Source organism: Cyanobium sp. BA20m-p-22 (assembly GCF_024346275.1).
In the GTDB taxonomy this organism is placed as follows: domain Bacteria; phylum Cyanobacteriota; class Cyanobacteriia; order PCC-6307; family Cyanobiaceae; genus Cyanobium_A.
In genome coordinates, this window is sequence record NZ_JAGQCQ010000050.1 from 1 (window position 1) to 15,340 (window position 15,340).

Here is a 15,340-nt window from a genome sequence, read left to right on the forward strand (position 1 = left end):
GGCCCGCAAGGGGCTGCTGGGCAAGGTTGGCCCCCTGCTCGTACACGCCGGCATGGTGGTGCTGATGCTGGGGGCCGCCTGGGGGGCCGTGGCAGGCCAGCGTGCCGAGCAATACCTGGCCCCCGGCCGCAGCCTGGAGCTGATGGACAGTCGGGGCAGCAGCAAGCTCACCCTCGCCCTCGACAACTTCTCCATCCAGCGCGATCCGGCCGGCAGGCCAGAGCAATTCACCTCCCAGCTGCGCATCCTCGAAGGCGATGGCAGCGGCGGCAGCCTGCTGAAACAGGCCCAGATCAGCGTGAACCACCCCCTGCGCTTCCAAGGGGTAACCCTCTACCAGGCCGACTGGGCCCTGGCGGCAATCAGCCTGCAGCTGGGCAGGAGTCCGCTGCTGCAGTTGCCCCTGCAGAGCTTCCCCCAGCTGGGCGAGCAGGTGTGGGGACTCGTGCTGCCGACCCGCCCCGATGGCAGTGAGCCGGTGCTGCTGAGCCTGGGCAGTGAGCAGGGTCCGGTGGAGGTGTACGGCGCCGACGGCAGCCCCTTGGGCCAGATCAGCCCCGGCGGCGAAGCGTTGGAGGTCAAGGGTCTACCCATCCGGGTGGCGAGCGTGCTGCCCGCCAGTGGCATCCTTTTGAAACGAGATCCAGGCGTGCCGCTCGTCTATGCAGGCTTCGCCATCGCCCTGACCGGCGGGGGGCTCAGCCTGGTGGCAACCCGCCAACTCTGGGCGATCGCCGAAGAAGGGCCTGGCCCGGGCCAGCTGCATGTGGCGGGCCTTTGCAACCGCAACCTCACAGGCTTTGCCGCCGAATTGCCCCAGCTGCTCAGCCAGCTCTAACAGGCAAGCCGGCTGCCGTGGCTCACCCGCACCACGGTGTGCACGTTGCCGCGGGGGTGGAAGTCTGCCTCCAGCTGCATCCACTGGGGCTCGGTGGCAGCCACAAGATCATCGAGGATGCGGTTTGTGACCTCTTCGTGGGAGATGGCCCGGTCGCGGTAGCTGTTTACGTAGAGCTTGATCGCCTTGAGCTCTACCACCCTGGGGCCAGGCTGATAGATCAGGCGCAGCACCGCAAAATCCGGATAGCCCGAAAAAGGGCACTTGCAGGTGAATTCCGGCAGCTCAATGGAGATCTCGTAGGCCCGGCCAGGCCGGGGGTTGTCAAAACAGATCAGCTCCGCCTCGGCGATGGCCCGCTCGCCATAGGCGGGGGTGAGGGTGCGATCGGAAACGGCAGCAGGGCTGGAAGACATGGAAAGGCGATAGGGCCCGGCCAGAAACCGGCGGGAGGTCAATCCTAGGAACGGGCCCAGACCTGCTGGCCTGTTGTGCTGACCGGTAGCCACAGCTACCACGATCGCCCCGGCACTCAGGCCTAATAGGCCTGTCGGCTGCCATCGGTAGCGGGCACCTGAGAGACTTCCCTTCAGCATCAGCTGCTTCCATGAAAAAAGTCGAGGCCATCATTCGTCCCTTCAAGCTCGAGGACGTCAAGATCGCACTGGTCAACGCGGGCATCGTGGGCATGACCGTCAGTGAGGTGCGGGGCTTTGGCCGTCAGAAGGGCCAGGTGGAGCGCTACCGCGGCTCGGAATTCACAGTGGAATTTCTGCAGAAGCTCAAACTGGAGATCGTCGTCGATGACGACAAGGTGGATACGGTGGTTTCAGCCGTCCAGGAAGCTGCCCGCACCGGCGAAATCGGCGACGGCAAGATCTTCGTCAGCACAATCGACGCCGTGATCCGCATCCGCACGGGCGATCGCGACAGCGGCGCCATCTAAGCCTGAGCCCCGGGGTACGGTCTGGGGTCAGCCCTTGGCGGCAGGGCAGGGGGCCAGGGTGGTGGCCACCAGGGTCCTGATGGTGGCGGGGGTGACCCCAGCGGCTGGGATGGCCCGGTCTACTGGTGCTCCCTGCGGACCAAGGCCAGTGGGCCGCAGCCAGAGCAGGTATTCGTGGTTGCCCGCCGGGCCGGTGAGTGGTGAGGCCACCAACCCCCAGGCCTCCAGGCCCAAGGCCGCCGCCGCCCCAACCACGCCCGCAATGGCATCGCAGTGGGCAGCAGGATCCCGCACCACCCCCCCCTTGCCCACCCGCGCCTTGCCCACCTCAAACTGGGGCTTGACCAGCAGGAGCAGATCCCAGGCCGCTTCGGGCCGGAGTAAGCCCAGCAGGGCGGGCAGCACCAGGGCAAGGGAGATGAACGACACATCGGCCACCGCCAGATCGGGCCAGGGGTCAGCGGGCCCATAGAGATCGGCCGCCACCAGGTGGCGCAGGTTGGTGCGCTCCCGCAGCACCAGGCGCGGATCGCAGCGCAGGCGCCAGGCGGTCTGCCCGTAGCCCACATCGATGCCATAGACGCGCTCTGCGCCGTGCTGGAGCAGGCAATCGCTGAAGCCCCCGGTGGAGATGCCGCCATCGAGGCAGACCCGGCCCCGCACCTCCAGGGGGAAGGTGGCCAGGGCCTGCAGCAGCTTCTCCCCACCCCGGGAGACAAATCGAGGCGATTGCTGCACGTGCAGCTCCGCCTCCGGCAACACTTCCGTGCCTGGCTTGTCGAGCACCCGATCGCCCAGGCGCACCCGCCCGGCCCGGATCAGCTGCTGGGCCTGCTGGCGGCTGGCGGCCAGGCCGCGGGTCACCAGCTCCTGATCCAGGCGTTGTCTGCGGCCCATGGCACTTGCGCTGCTGTGATCAAACCACAACTCAAACGGAACAGATTCCAAGCATCAGGGCGCCCTGGCCAAACCCGACCCAGGATGGTTCCCATCTTCCCCATGCCCCAGTGATGGCCAACAACGTGGTGGAGCTTCTCTACCCGGGAAGCTTCGTGAAATTGCGCAACCAACCCGCCGACCTGCCGCCCTTCCAGCTGCTCCAGTGCCGTGGTGGTCGCTGCTGGGTGCGCCAGCAGGCCTGGGGTCAGCAGGTGCAGTGGGAAGTGGAACACCGCCGGCTCACCAGCGTGGCCTGAGCGCCCCGGCGGCCGCACCCATACATTGGTCCAGAAGTGAGCCCCCGCGGCCTTGATCGAGCGTTACACCCTGCCCGAGATGGGCAACCTCTGGAGTGAAGAGGCCAAGTTTCAGAGCTGGCTCGATGTGGAGATCGCCGCCACCGAGGCCAACTGTGAGTTGGGGCGAGTGCCTGCCGAGGCCGTGGCCACGATTAAGGCGAAGGCCAGATTTTCGGTGGAGCGGATCCTTGAGATCGAGGCCGAGGTGCGCCACGACGTGATCGCCTTCCTTACCAACGTCAACGAGCACGTGGGGGATGCGGGCCGCTACATCCACGTGGGCATGACCAGCTCCGACGTGCTCGACACGGGCCTGGCCCTGCAGATGAAAGCCTCGGTGCAGCTGCTGCGCACCGAGCTGGATGCCCTAGCCGACGCCATCCGCGAGCTGGCGCGCGCCCACAAGGGCACCGTGATGATCGGCCGCAGCCATGCCATCCACGGCGAGCCGATCAGCTTCGGCTTCAAGCTGGCGGGCTGGCTGGCGGAGGTAGAGCGCAACCGCGAGCGGCTCGAGCGCCTGGAGCGGGTGGTGAGCGTGGGCCAGATCTCGGGCGCCATGGGCACCTACGCCAACACCGACCCCCAGGTGGAGGCGATCGCCTGCGCCAAGCTCGGCCTGGTGCCCGACACCGCCAGCACCCAGGTGATCGCCCGCGATCGCCACGCCGAATACGTGCAGACCCTGGCCCTGGTGGGCGCGGCCCTGGAGCGCTTCTCCACCGAGATCCGCAACCTGCAGCGCACCGACGTGCTCGAGGTGGAAGAGAACTTCGCCAAGGGGCAAAAGGGCAGCTCGGCCATGCCCCACAAGCGCAACCCGATCCGCAGCGAGCGGATCGGCGGCCTGGCGCGGGTGCTGCGCAGCTACGTGGTGGCGGCCCTGGAAAACTGCGCCCTCTGGCATGAGCGCGACATCAGCCACAGCTCGGTGGAGCGGATGATGCTGCCCGACTGCTCCGCCACCCTCCACTTCATGCTGCGCGAGATGACCGCGGTGGTGAAGGGCCTAGGGGTCTACCCCGAGAACATGGCCCGCAACATGAATGTGTACGGAGGCGTGGTGTTCAGCCAGCGGGTGCTGCTGGCCCTGGTGGAAGCCGGTATCAACCGCGAAGACGCCTACCGGATCGTGCAGCGCCACGCCCACAGCGCCTGGAACACCGATGGCGGCAACTTCCGCGCCAACCTTGAAGCCGATGGCGAGGTGACGGGCAAGCTCAGCGCTGAGCAGCTGGCTGAGTGTTTCAGCACCGATCTGCATCAGGCCAACCTGGGCGTGATCTGGCAGCGACTGGGGATTTGAGCTGAGGGTTTTGAGCTGGGGGCTCTGGCGGGCTGCTCAGCCCCAGTGCAGCCGAATCGGCACCGCCACCTCCAGGCTCAGCTTGACCGGACAGCTTTCCCCGGCCCGCTGCAGCACAGCTCGCTGCTGCTCGCTGAGGCCCACCGGCAGGCTGATCCACACCTCCAGCAGGGCGATGCGCCGTGGAGCCTCGGCGCCCATGGTCTTCTGCACCCGGGCCGTGGCCCCCTGCAGCGGCCAGTCGTGGCGCTCGGCGACGATTCCCAGGATCGTCAGGATGCAGGTGCTCAGGGCAGTGGCCACCAGATCGGTGGGCGAGAACCGCTCCCCCTTGCCCTGGTTGTCGGTGGGGGCATCGGTCTCGAGCACAGAGCCCGAAGGGCCATGGCTGGCATGGCAGCGGAGGGCTCCCTCGTAGCGGCTGTCGATCGTGGTCATCGCGGGGCGTAAGCGCCTCCCCACTCAAGCGCCTGGACGGTGGTACGGCCCGCCCTGCTGGATCGAGCGGGCCCGGTAGAGCTGCTCGAGCAGCAGTAGCCGCGCCAACTCATGGGGGAAGGTCAGCGGCGAGAGGCTCAGGCGCCAGCTGGCCCGCACCTTGAGCGCCGGATCGAGGCCAGCGGCGCCGCCGATAACAAAAGCCAGCTGCTCGGAGCCGGATCCCTCCAGTGCCTGGGCGAAGGCCAGCGAGTCATAGGTCTGGCCCTCTTCGCACAGGGCCACCAGCTGCTCACCCCGGCGCAGCTCGGAGCTGATCGCCTCTGCTTCGCGGGCCAGGCCGCCATCGCGCAGCTCAACTATCTCAAGCCCTGGCAAGCGCCTGCGATATAGCTCCACCCCCTCGCTCACCCAGCCCTTGCGCACCTTGCCCACCGCCAGGATGCGGATGCGGGCGGGGTTGATCAAGGGCGAAGCGGGAGCAGCATTCAACCTACTGTCGAAGCAACGCAACCCATGCCGAAGCTCAACCCCCAGGATCCCCAGACGGCCTGGCAATCGCCGCCGGCGCCTTGGGCAACAGATCCTCGATCTCGCAAACCGGGAAGCGGTTGATCGCCTTGAGGGCGGCCCGGGCGTTGTTGCGCAGCTGCTGGCTGATCGCTTCGCAGTAGGGCACCTGGGCCAGCAGATCCACGGTGCGGCGCAGGATCCGCACCACATCCCCCTCATCGATGGAAGTGTTGGCGATCATGTCGCTCCAGCTGGCCCCTTTGGCCCAGGCGTGCACCAGGCCAGTGAGTTCCGGCTCCCACCAGAGCGGGAAGGTCACCTTGGCCCCCTCCTGCTGGCGCTCCAGCTCCCGGCGCAGGCCGCGCAGGTCGTGCAGGGCCTCCTCCACCGCCGGGGGCGGTGGATAACCGCTCCAGAGATCGGGCCGGCTCACCTCGGTGGAGATCGCCTCAAACACCGCCGCCAGCTGGGGCGGATCGAGCTCGTCGAGGTGGCCGCTCATCAGGGCCAGGCCCAGCCACAGCTCGTTGTCGCCGCGCAGGGCCGCCACGGTGCGGCCCACCTCGGTGGGCTCCAGACCCTCGGGGCCGGCCAGGGCACCGAAGTGACGCAGCACCTCGATCAGGGCCAGGAAAGTTTCCCAGTGCCTGTTCGACCTGAAGTGCAGCAACTGTTGGCGCTCGCCAATCTCAACCTGGAGCTCCTCCATCCGGCGGCGGTGCTTTGTCAGCTGGCGGCGGTCGCCCCAGCGGTGGGCCGGATGCAGCTCGAGCCGCTCCTCCAGCTGATCTACGAGCTGGGCCTGGGCCCGCACCTCACCGGCCAGGTCGTACTGGGGGGTGGCCATGTCGTGGCGGCTGGCCATCGAAGCCACCGCCAGGGCCAAGCCACCACTGGCCTGGTCGCCATGGCGGATCTCACCGGCGTGGTCTAGCTCGGGGGCATCCACCTGGCCCACCTGCAGGCAGCTGAGTTCGGCATGCAGGCTCACGACCCCCTGGCAGGGCAGCAACACCCAGAGGTTCTCATCGGTGAGGCACTTGAGCAGGGGGAACTGACCCGGCCCCTTCACCTTCTCCACAATCACCGCCGGCGTCACCCGGCCGCGCAGCTGGGGCGCCTTCAGGCTCACCAGGCTGCCCTCGCTGGCAAACTGCAGCGCCAAAGTGAGCTCGTGGGCGAGGGTTTCCTCGGCCTGCTGCTGCAGGGTCCGCTGAATGCGGCGCTCCTCGCGCAGGTGGGCCCGCCGCTTTTCGTAGTCTTCAAAATCGTCCCAAGGCACCTCGCCCGAGCCGTCTTCCAGGCCTGCAAGCTGCTGCATCAACTGGGCAATCCGGGCTTCGTCCTCCACCAGATCCAAGGTGGCCAGGTAGCGGCCAAAGCTGCGCTCCACCAGCTCCCTGGCCTTGGCAAGGGGGTAGCGCTGCAGCAGGTTGAGCACCATGCCGTAGCTGGGCGTGAACTGGCTCACCAGCGGATCGGCCGGCGCAGTCGCCAGCTGGCCCGCCTCTCGCACCCCCTCAAAGCGGCTCTGCACGGTCACCACGTAGCCCTGGGAATCCAACCCGCGCCGGCCGGCCCGGCCCGCCATCTGCAGGAATTCACTGCCCATCAGCGGCCGGTGGCCCCGCTCGGTGCGCTTGGAGAGGGCAGAGATCACCGTGGTGCGGGCCGGCATGTTGATGCCCGCGGCCAGGGTTTCGGTGGCGAACACCACCTTGATCAGGCCCTGCTGAAACAGGCCCTCGATCAATTCCTTCCAGGCCGGCAACACCCCGGCGTGGTGGGAGGCGATACCCCGCAGCAGGGCTTCTGCATGGCCGCCCTCGCGCACGGCCTCGGGGGTAGTCGCCACAAACAGGTCCAGTCGGGCCTGAATGCGGGCCTGCTCGGCGGGCGTCACCAGAGAGGCCCTGCCCAGCTCCTTGACCCCCTTGTCGCAGCCGCGGCGACTGAAGATGAAATAGATAGCCGGCAGCATGTCGCGCTCGGCCATCTGGGCCACCACAAAGCCCAGGGGCGGCGCCTCCGGCTGGGGCGGCTTGGGGATTTTGGGGCCCTTGCGGCGACTGCCCTTGGGGGCCCGCCAGACTTTGCAGTTGGGATGGAGACCCGTGCCCTCATCGTTGAGCAGGGGGTGCAGGCCCTTGGCGCTGCAGAAGCTGAAGGCCAGGGGCACGGGCCGGTGGTCGCTGTGCACCAGCGAGGTGGGGCCATGCACCCGATTGATCCAGTCGGTGAGCTGGCCGGCATTGGCCACCGTGGCCGAGAGCGCCACCAGCTGAATCGAGGGCGGACAGTGGATGATCGATTCTTCCCACACGGTGCCGCGCTGGGAATCATTCATGTAGTGGCACTCGTCGAGCACCACCGCCTCCACGCCCTCCAGCGGGTCATCTCCCGCATCGGCTTCCGCGTAGAGCATGTTGCGGAAGATCTCGGTGGTCATCACCACCACCTGGGCCTCCCGGTTGAGGCTCATATCACCGGTGAGCAGCCCCACCCTCTCGGCGCCAAACTGTTCGCGGAAATCGCGCAGCTTCTGGTTGGAGAGCGCCTTCAGCGGCGTGGTGTAAAAAACCTTCTGGCCATGGGCCAGGGCCCGGTAGATGGCGTATTCGCCTACCAGGGTCTTGCCCGAACCCGTGGGCGCACTCACCACAACCGAATGGCCCTGCTGGAGGGCGTCGATCGCCTCCAGCTGGAAATCATCTAGGGGGAAGGGAAAGATTGCAGCCGGATCCAGCGCGTTGGGCGCCACTTCAGGCACGCTGCTTTTGGGGCTGGATCATCCACCCATCCTATGGGAACCCCTCTCCCCAAAGCACGTCCCGCCCCAGCAGGAGCTTGAACCAAGCTGGGAACCAGGCTCGATTTAACGTGCCGAGACGGGAACGGGTCGTTGAGATCGAGATCATTGGGACCCAACGCCTCCCACTCCCAGCTCCCGCCAGCCACCCCCTGGCAACAGGAGCTGCGGCGCCAGCTGGCGCTCCTACCGGAGCAGCGCCGCCGCGGCCTGCGCAGCTTCGAGCCCGGCCAGGCCGCCGCCCGACTGCGGGTCGATGGGGCGCCCCTGCTGGATCTGGCCAGCAACGACTACCTCGGCCTGAGCTGTCATCCCGCCGTGGTTGCCGCCGCCCAGGCCGCCGCGGCCCTCGAGGGGGCCGGAGCAGGCGCCTCCCTGCTGGTGAGCGGCAGCCGGCCGGGGCACCAGGCCCTGGAGCGGGCTCTGGCGACCTGGCTGGGGCGGGAGCGGGTGCTGCTGTTTCCCAGCGGCTTTCAAGCCAACCTGGCGGCGGTGGGGGCCCTGGCCGATCGCCATAGCCTGGTGCTGGCCGACCGGCTGATCCACCACTCCCTGCTCACCGGGGTGCGGGCCAGCGGCGCCCGGCTGCAGCGCTTTGCCCACAACGACCTCAACGACCTGGGGCGGCGCCTCCAGCTGACGCGGCAGGCGCGGCCGGGGCAGCGGCTGCTGGTGCTGAGCGAAAGTCTGTTTTCCATGCAGGGCACCAGTCCGGATGTGGGCACCCTGGCGGCCCTCTGCCAGGGCCACGGCGCCGCCCTGCTGCTGGATGAGGCCCATGCCCTAGGGGTGCTCGGCCCCGGCGGCCGCGGGCTGGGATATGGCCTCAACGGGGCAAAGGGCCAGGGGGAGATCGCCCTGCTCAGCGGCACCTTCGGCAAGGCCTTCGGCAGCGGTGGCGCCTTCCTGGCCGGCGACGCCCTGGTGATGGAGTGGCTGCTGCAGTTCAGCGGCCCCTTCCGCTACACCACGGCCCTGGCCCCGCCCCTGGCCGCCGCAGCCCTGGCCGCCCTCGGCCAGATCCAGGCCAACCCCCGCGGTCCGGCACTGCTGCAGCGGGCCAAGCGCTGGCGCAGTGCCCTGGAGGCCGCCGGCTGGCCGCGCCCCCCCGGCCTAGGCCCGATCCTGCCCCTGCTGGTGGGCGATGACGGCCTGGCCCTGGAACTGCAGCAACGCCTGGAGGCCGCCGGCCTGCTGGGGGTGGCGATCCGGCCGCCCACCGTGCCCGAAGGCAGCGCCCGGCTGCGCCTGGTGCTGCGGGCCGACCTGCCGCTCGGCAGTCTGGAGCGGTTGCTGACGGCCCTGGGATCCCCACCAGGCCAAAACTTGCCATGCAGCTGATCGCCATGCAGCTGATCGCCACGCAGCTGATAGCCATGCACGGCTGGGCCGGCGATGCCCAGGGAATGGAACCATTCCAGGCCGCCTGGAGGGCTCGTGGCTGGCGGAGCCAGTGTGGCGAGCGGGGCTACGCCGGCCAGACCCCCCGGGCAGTGAACTGGCTGGCCGGCGGCGGGCTAAAGGTGGTAGTTGCCCACTCGCTCGGCCCCCACCTGCTGGCCCCGGCCGTGCTGGAGCAGGCCGATGCGGTGGTGCTGCTGGCCAGCTTCGGCCGCTTCCTGCCGGAGGGCAAGAACGGCCGCCGGCTGGCCGCAGCCGTGGCCGCCATGGCCGACCAGCTGGGGGGCAGCCAGGCCAACTCCATGATTGAGACCTTCCTGGAGAAGGCCGCAGCCCCCCAGGCGCCCAGCCAGCTGCCGCCGGGCATCACGGCCAGAGCCCTGCTGGAGCCGGGGCGGCGGCGGCTGGCTGAGGATCTGGCCCTGCTGACCGCCACCAGCGGCCTGCCGGCGGGCTTCCCGAGCCGGGCCCGGGTGTTGATCGTGGAGGGCAGGGAGGATCAGATCGTGGTTCCGGAAGCCCGCCGGCTGCTGCGCGAGGCCCTGCCCGCCGCCGACAGCCTCGAGCTGGCCGGGGTGGGGCACTGCCTGCTGAGTTCGGCCCTGGTGGGCATGGTGTGCGCCTGGATCGAGGCCCTGCCATGAGCGCGGCCCCCTTCAGCCAGCGGGTGAGTGCCCGCTTCGGCCGCCACGCCGGCCCCTATTCCAGCCAGGCCCGCCTGCAGCAGGGGGTGGCCTGGCGGCTGGCCCATCTCTGCGCAGCCCTGCCGATCCCCGCCGCAGGCCCCCGGGCCGACCTGGGCGCCGGCAGCGGCCTGGTCGGCCAGGCCCTTGGCCGGCAGGGCAGGCTGGAGCCCATGCTGCAGCTGGATCTCTGCCCCGAGCTGCTGGCCCAAAACCCCCTGGCCGGGCCGGACCAGCGCCTGCTCTGGGATCTCAACCAGGGGCTGCCCGAATCCCTGCAGCAGGCCGCCCTGCTCAGCTCCAGCTTTGCCCTGCAATGGCTCGACGAACCCGCCACCCAGCTGCGGCACTGGTGCAGCCGGCTGCGACCAGGCGGCTGGCTGGCCCTGGCGGTGCCCACCAGCGGCAGCTTTCCCGAATGGCACCATGCCGCTGCCGCCGCCGGGGTGCCCTGCAGCGCCCTGGCCCTGCCGGAGGCAGTTGTGTTGGAGGCAGTGGCGGGCCGGGGTGAACTGCAGCGGCGGCACTGCCAAAGGCTGCAGTTCAGCCGCAACTACGGCAGCGGCCTGGGCTTTCTGCAGCAACTCAAAACCCTGGGGGCCAGCGCCAGCCACTGCGACCGCCTGGCCCCCGGCCAGCTGCGCCAGCTGCTGCGCCACTGGCCGGCCCCAGGCCGGGTCAGCTGGGAGGTGCTGCTGCTGCTGGCCCAGCGCCCCGACCCAAACTGCCAGCCATGACCCGTTCCAGACGCCAGTTGGTGGTCTGCGGCACCGACACCGACGTGGGCAAGACCGTCGTCAGCGCCCTGGTGGTGCAGGGCCTGGGCGCCCACTACTGGAAACCGGTGCAGAGCGGCCTGGAGGGCGGCGGCGACACGGGCCGGTTGCAGGCCCTGTTGCAACTCCCCGCCGAACGCCTGCTGGCGGAGGCCTACCGCCTGCGGGCGCCAGTATCGCCCCACTGGGCCGCCGAGCGCGAAGGTATCAGGATCGATCCGGCCCGGCTGGCCCTGCCGGCGGTGACCGGGCCCTTGGTGGTGGAAACCGCCGGCGGCCTGCTGGTGCCCCTGCGGCGGGACTGGCTGCAGATCGACCAACTGGCCGAGTGGGGGTTACCGGTGCTGCTGGTGGCCCGCAGTGGCCTGGGCACGCTCAACCACACCCTGCTGTCGGTGGAAGCCCTGCGCCGCCGGGGGCTGCATCTGCTGGGCCTGGTACTCAACGGTCCGCTCCACCCTGACAACCCAGCCACCCTGGCCACCCTGGCCCAGGCCCCGGTGCTGGCCCAGTTGCCGCCGCTGGAGCCCCTCAGCGCCGAAGCGCTGGCGGGCCAATGGCAGGCCCAGCAGCTGGGCCCTAACCTCAGCTCAGCCCTGGATAACCAGACATAACTAAAAACCCATGACCTCTAAGCCATGACCAAGCAGCACTGGCTGGTGAGTGGGGCCCTGGTATTGCTGTGCGGCGGGGTGCTGGTGCTGTTCACCGATATGGAAGATTCCCTGGTGCGCTGGCTGAACTGCGGGCCGACCGCCACCGCCGCCGAGCGCCGCAGCAGCATCTGCCGCTGAGCTGGGTGCCCCAAGGGGCTAGGGGCCAGCCAGGATCACCGCCTCGGCATCAGCCCTCGACAGGCCATAGGGAAAGTGGCGCACCGACACCTGGCCGTCGTGGTGCCAGCTCACCTTGAGCTCCTCCACCTCCAGCTCAATCTGGGCACTCCATTCCGGCCGGTGCAGATCCCACAGACAGGGGTTGGCCCGCTGCCGGCTGGCGCCCAGCTGGACCAGCCAGTTCTCAAGCGCCGGCAGGGGATGGTGGTAAAGGGGGGTTTGGGGACTGGGCAGTTCGCTCATGGGCCCAACCCTGTCATGGAGCCGGCCCCAGCCCACCAGGAGGGCAACTGCACCAGCTCGACACCCCGCATCCAGGCCACCCCCACGCCGAGCACCAGGCTCACCAGCAGGGCAAAGCCGAGCAGCAACAGGGCCAGCCACTCGCCGCCGGAGAGGTCGCGCCGCACCGAAACCTGCCGCGGTGCGGCGGCAGCCATGGCCGCCAATGGGGGGGCACGCTGGGGCAAAACTGGATGGAGCTCGGCGTCGTAACGGCGGCGCAACTCCGGATCGCTCAGCACCGCATAGGCCTGTTGCAGCAGCTGGAACAGGGCAGCAGCTTCAGGCGCCGGCAGCAGGGTTGTGTCGGGGTGATACAGCTTGCTCAGGCCGCGAAAAGCCCTGCGCAACTCCTGGGGCGAAGCCGTCTCTGCCACCTGAAGCAGGGCGTAGTGGCTGGTTGAGGCAGGGGGAGCAGGGCTGGCCAAGGGCACCGGGCCGGCGAGAAAATCCGGTCTGGGGGATCCTAGGTAGCTGAAACCCTCCGCCAGGCTGGATGGCCCGAACCCTCACCGGCAATGCCTTTTGGCACACCCTGGGCTGGCAGCCCAGCGCTGAGCAGGAAAGGCTGCTGGGCGCCCTGCAGGAGCAGCTGCGCCATTGGAACAGCAAGCACAACCTGACCCGCCTGGTGGAGGGCGACGACTTCTGGATCGCCCAGGTGTTCGACAGCCTCTGGCCCCTGACGCCCCTGCTGGGCACGGATGCGGCCCAGGCCCCTTTGCGGCTGATCGACGTGGGCACCGGCGGCGGCTTCCCAGGCCTGGCCCTGGCGATCGCCTTCCCCCAGGCCGAGCTCACCCTGGTGGACTCGGTGGGCCGCAAGGTGGAGGCGGTGGGAGCCATGGCGGCTGCCCTGGGGCTGGCGGAGCGGGTACACCTGCGCTGTGAACGGATCGAGCGCACCGGCAGGCTCCAGGCCTGCCGTGGCCAGTTCGACTGGGCCCTGGCCCGGGCCGTGGCCCGGGCACCGGTGGTGGCCGAATACCTGGTACCCCTACTGGCCCCCCAGGGTCGGGCCCTGCTCTACCGCGGGCAGTGGTCGGCGGCAGACCAGGGCGAGCTAGACGCGGCCCTGGTACTCCTGCGGGCCACTACCGAGCAGTGCCTGAGCCGGGAGCTGCCCGGCGGACGCGGCCTGCGCCACGCCCTGGTGGTGAAGCCCCTGGCCCCCTGCCCGCCCAGCTACCCCAGGGCGGTGGGCCTGCCCGCCAAGCAGCCCCTCGGGGCGGCGCTCAAACCGGCTGGCGGCGAGGCAGGTTGCGCTTGAGCCGGGCCGGCGAGGGCACCCCCAGGGGCAGGATCTCCTGGGCAGCCAGTTGGTGCTGGAGCTCACCCAGCTGCTCATAGGCCACCCAGTGAATGCAGTCCACCGGACAGGTATCAATCGCCTCCTGGATCAACTCGGTGGAATCGCCATCCTGGCGGAGTGCCCGGGAGCGGCCCCAGTCGGGCTCAACCACGAAGGTATTGGTGGCCACATGGGCGCAGTAGCGGCAGCCGATACAGACAGCCTCATCGACCCAGACGGCCTTCTGGCGCAGGCCCCCGCCCAGTAGGGGCTCCATGCCAGTGCGCAGGGAACCTGGGGCCGGGACTGCCGCCTGGAAGGCCAGCGCCGGATCTGCCATGGCGGGGGAGTCCACAGCTAGGCCCAACGGCTCACAACCAGCTCGATGGTGCCGTCCTGCTGCTGGGTTTGCTCGCGCAGTTCAAAGCCCGCTTCCGCGCTGGCCGCAAGGATGGTGCGCAGGGCATAGCGCTGGCTGAGCTGGGCCACAAAGCGCTCCACCGGCACCGATTGATTCCAGAGGTCGAGATCGGTCACCAGCTCGTAACTGCCCGTATCCGGGTTGAGCCGGAAGCCGATGTCGGCGCCATTGGGCTGGAGCACCGCCAGCTGGGCCTCAAGGGTTTGGCCCCGGTAGCCGCGCACCTGCAGGGAACCCTCCGTGGGGGAATGGCCCAGGTCCCGGAGTGCCCCGAGCAAGGCCTGGCGATCGCGAAGCTCGGTCTTGATCGTGCTGAAGTGCGACATCGGTGGGAGCGGCAGCGGCGGTGATTAAGAGGGCCGGGGTTAGGGCTGGGATATGGGCTGGGATGAGGGCAGTGGATTGGCCAAGGATTGCCCCAGGCCTTGCAGCTGGGATTGGCCCTGTTGTTGGGGCTGGAACGCTTCAGCCGTGCTCTGGCGCCGCTGAACCACGCCCAAGCCGGCTTCGATCCTTTCGGTGAGCTGGGCGCAGCCCGGGCCCCGAAACCCTTCCACCAGCTCTTCCACCCGGCCATCGGGCCGGATCCGAAAATGGATGGTGTGCTCTTCCATCCCAAACCTGGTGAGGGTTAAGAGATGTTAGCTGGAATCTGAGGAGCTGGGCCCAAGGCCCGGGCTCAGCTGAGCAGCCCTTCGTCCACCAGGGTCTGGAGTCGCTCCAGCACCTCCGGTTGCTCCAGTTGCTCCAGGGCCAGCCGGGCTTCATCCCGCACCCCCGACTCGCCATCGTGGAGCATGGCCGTCAACAGTGATTCCACCACCACCTGCTGGCGGGGCTCCACCAGGTCGCCATACAAGCGGCCAAGGGACCAGGCACTGTTGCTGCGCACCGCCGCCTCGCTGTCGATGCGCAGGCTCAACAACAGCTGGGCCGCCGCCGGATCGGCCTTGGCGGGGCCGCTGCAGCCCGCCTCCGCCAGGGAGCTGGCCGCCCAGAGGCGCACGGCCGCAATGTCCACCTGCAGGGAGCGGATCAAGGGGTTCAGCACCGGGGCATCCGGGTAGTTGCCGAGGCTCCAGGCGACGGCCTTGCGCACGTAGCCGTTGTCATCCGCTGCCAGCAGGGCCAATAGGGGCTCAACTGCCAGGGGGCTGGGATTGCGGCCCAGGGCATAGACCGCGCTCATGCGCACGATCGGACAGCTCACCGCCAGCAGGGGCAGCAGCAGGGGCAGGGCCCGGGGATCACGGTGCTCGCAAAAGATCCGCAGACCCTGCATCCGCTGGTCGTGGCTGCTGCCGCCAGCTTCACCGCCAGCTTCGCCGCCAACTTCACCACCAGCTTCACCACGGAGGAACTGCAGCCCCAGATCGCACTCCGCCGCCACATCGCTGGCGGTTGGATCGCTGGTGTCAAAGGCATCGAGGGGATCGCCGAGCAGTTCCTCGGCCAATTCCTGGGCAAGCACCTCCGGGTCGAGGTAGAGCTCCTGGGGGCTTTCGTCGTAGGGGCCAGAGGGCTGGTCAGGCTGGGGGGAAAGGCTCACGGGAAAGACTCAC

At 68.9% G+C, this 15,340-nt stretch carries 21 protein-coding genes; 10 read left to right on the forward strand and 11 right to left on the reverse strand.

All coding sequences use genetic code 11. From position 1 onward, the window contains the following. On the forward strand, positions 1-838 hold an 838-nt coding region (locus tag KBZ15_RS06125), incomplete at its 5' end, for a cytochrome c biogenesis protein ResB (protein WP_255014228.1). Here the strand turns inward: KBZ15_RS06125 and queF are convergent. Next, the gene (queF, locus tag KBZ15_RS06130; protein WP_197153353.1) at positions 835-1,254 is read right to left on the reverse strand and encodes a preQ(1) synthase; all 420 of its coding nucleotides are present in this window, start codon (positions 1,252-1,254) and stop codon (positions 835-837) included. The genes KBZ15_RS06125 and queF overlap by 4 nt on opposite strands. Positions 1,255-1,445: 191 nt before the next feature. Between queF and KBZ15_RS06135 the strand changes: the two genes are divergently transcribed. Then, positions 1,446-1,784 (forward strand): P-II family nitrogen regulator, encoded by a 339-nt coding sequence (locus KBZ15_RS06135; protein ID WP_197151453.1) that lies wholly within the window; start codon positions 1,446-1,448, stop codon positions 1,782-1,784. A gap of 27 nt (positions 1,785-1,811) precedes the next feature. Here KBZ15_RS06135 and KBZ15_RS06140 read toward each other — a convergent pair whose 3' ends face one another. Continuing rightward, the gene (locus KBZ15_RS06140) at positions 1,812-2,681 is read right to left on the reverse strand and encodes a TlyA family RNA methyltransferase (protein WP_255014230.1); all 870 of its coding nucleotides are present in this window, start codon (positions 2,679-2,681) and stop codon (positions 1,812-1,814) included. Positions 2,682-2,794: 113 nt separating this feature from the next. Here KBZ15_RS06140 and KBZ15_RS06145 point away from each other — a divergent pair, with 113 nt between their 5' ends. Together KBZ15_RS06145 and purB are read left to right on the forward strand one after the other, a co-directional pair. Next, entirely contained in the window at positions 2,795-2,980 is a 186-nt protein-coding gene (locus tag KBZ15_RS06145; protein WP_197151456.1) for a hypothetical protein, read from the forward strand. Between the two features lie 52 nt (positions 2,981-3,032). Further along, a complete protein-coding gene (gene purB / locus KBZ15_RS06150) occupies positions 3,033-4,328 on the forward strand; it encodes an adenylosuccinate lyase (protein ID WP_255014232.1) in 1,296 nt (431 codons plus the stop codon). Positions 4,329-4,364: 36 nt separating this feature from the next. Here purB and KBZ15_RS06155 read toward each other — a convergent pair whose 3' ends face one another. The 3 genes from KBZ15_RS06155 to KBZ15_RS06165 all read right to left on the reverse strand — a co-directional run bounded on the left by KBZ15_RS06155 (position 4,365) and on the right by KBZ15_RS06165 (position 8,040). Then, the gene (locus KBZ15_RS06155) at positions 4,365-4,766 is read right to left on the reverse strand and encodes an OsmC family protein (protein WP_254930833.1); all 402 of its coding nucleotides are present in this window, start codon (positions 4,764-4,766) and stop codon (positions 4,365-4,367) included. 24 nt (positions 4,767-4,790) lie between these two features. After that, positions 4,791-5,231, reverse strand: a complete 441-nt coding sequence (locus tag KBZ15_RS06160; protein WP_254930842.1) for a 23S rRNA (pseudouridine(1915)-N(3))-methyltransferase RlmH — start codon at positions 5,229-5,231, stop codon at positions 4,791-4,793. Positions 5,232-5,292: 61 nt separating this feature from the next. After that, complete coding sequence (locus KBZ15_RS06165; protein WP_255014235.1) at positions 5,293-8,040, reverse strand: RNA helicase; 2,748 nt, start codon at positions 8,038-8,040, stop codon at positions 5,293-5,295. 213 nt (positions 8,041-8,253) lie between these two features. Between KBZ15_RS06165 and KBZ15_RS06170 the strand changes: the two genes are divergently transcribed. From KBZ15_RS06170 to KBZ15_RS06190, 5 genes are read left to right on the forward strand one after another with little or no spacing between them, the layout of a single operon-like run. Further along, positions 8,254-9,429, forward strand: coding sequence for an aminotransferase class I/II-fold pyridoxal phosphate-dependent enzyme (locus KBZ15_RS06170; RefSeq protein WP_396123411.1), 1,176 nt, complete (start codon positions 8,254-8,256; stop codon positions 9,427-9,429). Continuing rightward, entirely contained in the window at positions 9,420-10,133 is a 714-nt protein-coding gene (locus tag KBZ15_RS06175) for an alpha/beta hydrolase (protein ID WP_255014237.1), read from the forward strand. The genes KBZ15_RS06170 and KBZ15_RS06175 overlap by 10 nt, the downstream gene beginning before the upstream one ends. Further along, positions 10,130-10,909 (forward strand): methyltransferase domain-containing protein, encoded by a 780-nt coding sequence (locus KBZ15_RS06180; RefSeq protein WP_255014239.1) that lies wholly within the window; start codon positions 10,130-10,132, stop codon positions 10,907-10,909. Before KBZ15_RS06175 ends, KBZ15_RS06180 begins: the two co-directional genes overlap by 4 nt. Then, the gene (bioD, locus tag KBZ15_RS06185; RefSeq protein WP_255014242.1) at positions 10,906-11,562 is read left to right on the forward strand and encodes a dethiobiotin synthase; all 657 of its coding nucleotides are present in this window, start codon (positions 10,906-10,908) and stop codon (positions 11,560-11,562) included. The genes KBZ15_RS06180 and bioD overlap by 4 nt, the downstream gene beginning before the upstream one ends. A gap of 24 nt (positions 11,563-11,586) precedes the next feature. Beyond that, a complete protein-coding gene (locus KBZ15_RS06190) occupies positions 11,587-11,742 on the forward strand; it encodes a hypothetical protein (protein ID WP_255014244.1) in 156 nt (51 codons plus the stop codon). 18 nt (positions 11,743-11,760) lie between these two features. Here KBZ15_RS06190 and KBZ15_RS06195 read toward each other — a convergent pair whose 3' ends face one another. Both KBZ15_RS06195 and KBZ15_RS06200 read right to left on the reverse strand, forming a co-directional pair. Then, complete coding sequence (locus tag KBZ15_RS06195) at positions 11,761-12,027, reverse strand: DUF3143 domain-containing protein (RefSeq protein ID WP_255014246.1); 267 nt, start codon at positions 12,025-12,027, stop codon at positions 11,761-11,763. After that, a complete protein-coding gene (locus tag KBZ15_RS06200) occupies positions 12,024-12,500 on the reverse strand; it encodes a J domain-containing protein (RefSeq protein WP_255014248.1) in 477 nt (158 codons plus the stop codon). Before KBZ15_RS06200 ends, KBZ15_RS06195 begins: the two co-directional genes overlap by 4 nt. 62 nt (positions 12,501-12,562) lie before the next feature. Here KBZ15_RS06200 and rsmG point away from each other — a divergent pair, with 62 nt between their 5' ends. After that, positions 12,563-13,336: a 16S rRNA (guanine(527)-N(7))-methyltransferase RsmG gene (gene rsmG / locus KBZ15_RS06205; protein ID WP_255014250.1), complete on the forward strand. Its 774-nt coding sequence runs from the start codon at positions 12,563-12,565 to the stop codon at positions 13,334-13,336. Here the strand turns inward: rsmG and KBZ15_RS06210 are convergent. The 4 genes from KBZ15_RS06210 to KBZ15_RS06225 form a co-directional block, all read right to left on the reverse strand. Next, positions 13,302-13,697, reverse strand: coding sequence for a ferredoxin (locus KBZ15_RS06210; RefSeq protein WP_254931550.1), 396 nt, complete (start codon positions 13,695-13,697; stop codon positions 13,302-13,304). The two genes, rsmG and KBZ15_RS06210, sit on opposite strands and share 35 nt — an antisense overlap. 17 nt (positions 13,698-13,714) lie before the next feature. Next, positions 13,715-14,104: a DUF1257 domain-containing protein gene (locus KBZ15_RS06215; RefSeq protein ID WP_255014253.1), complete on the reverse strand. Its 390-nt coding sequence runs from the start codon at positions 14,102-14,104 to the stop codon at positions 13,715-13,717. Positions 14,105-14,143: 39 nt separating this feature from the next. Then, positions 14,144-14,392: a DUF2997 domain-containing protein gene (locus KBZ15_RS06220; RefSeq protein WP_255014255.1), complete on the reverse strand. Its 249-nt coding sequence runs from the start codon at positions 14,390-14,392 to the stop codon at positions 14,144-14,146. A gap of 65 nt (positions 14,393-14,457) precedes the next feature. After that, positions 14,458-15,327 (reverse strand): HEAT repeat domain-containing protein, encoded by an 870-nt coding sequence (locus KBZ15_RS06225; RefSeq protein ID WP_255014257.1) that lies wholly within the window; start codon positions 15,325-15,327, stop codon positions 14,458-14,460. Between the last annotated feature and the right edge of the window lie 13 nt (positions 15,328-15,340).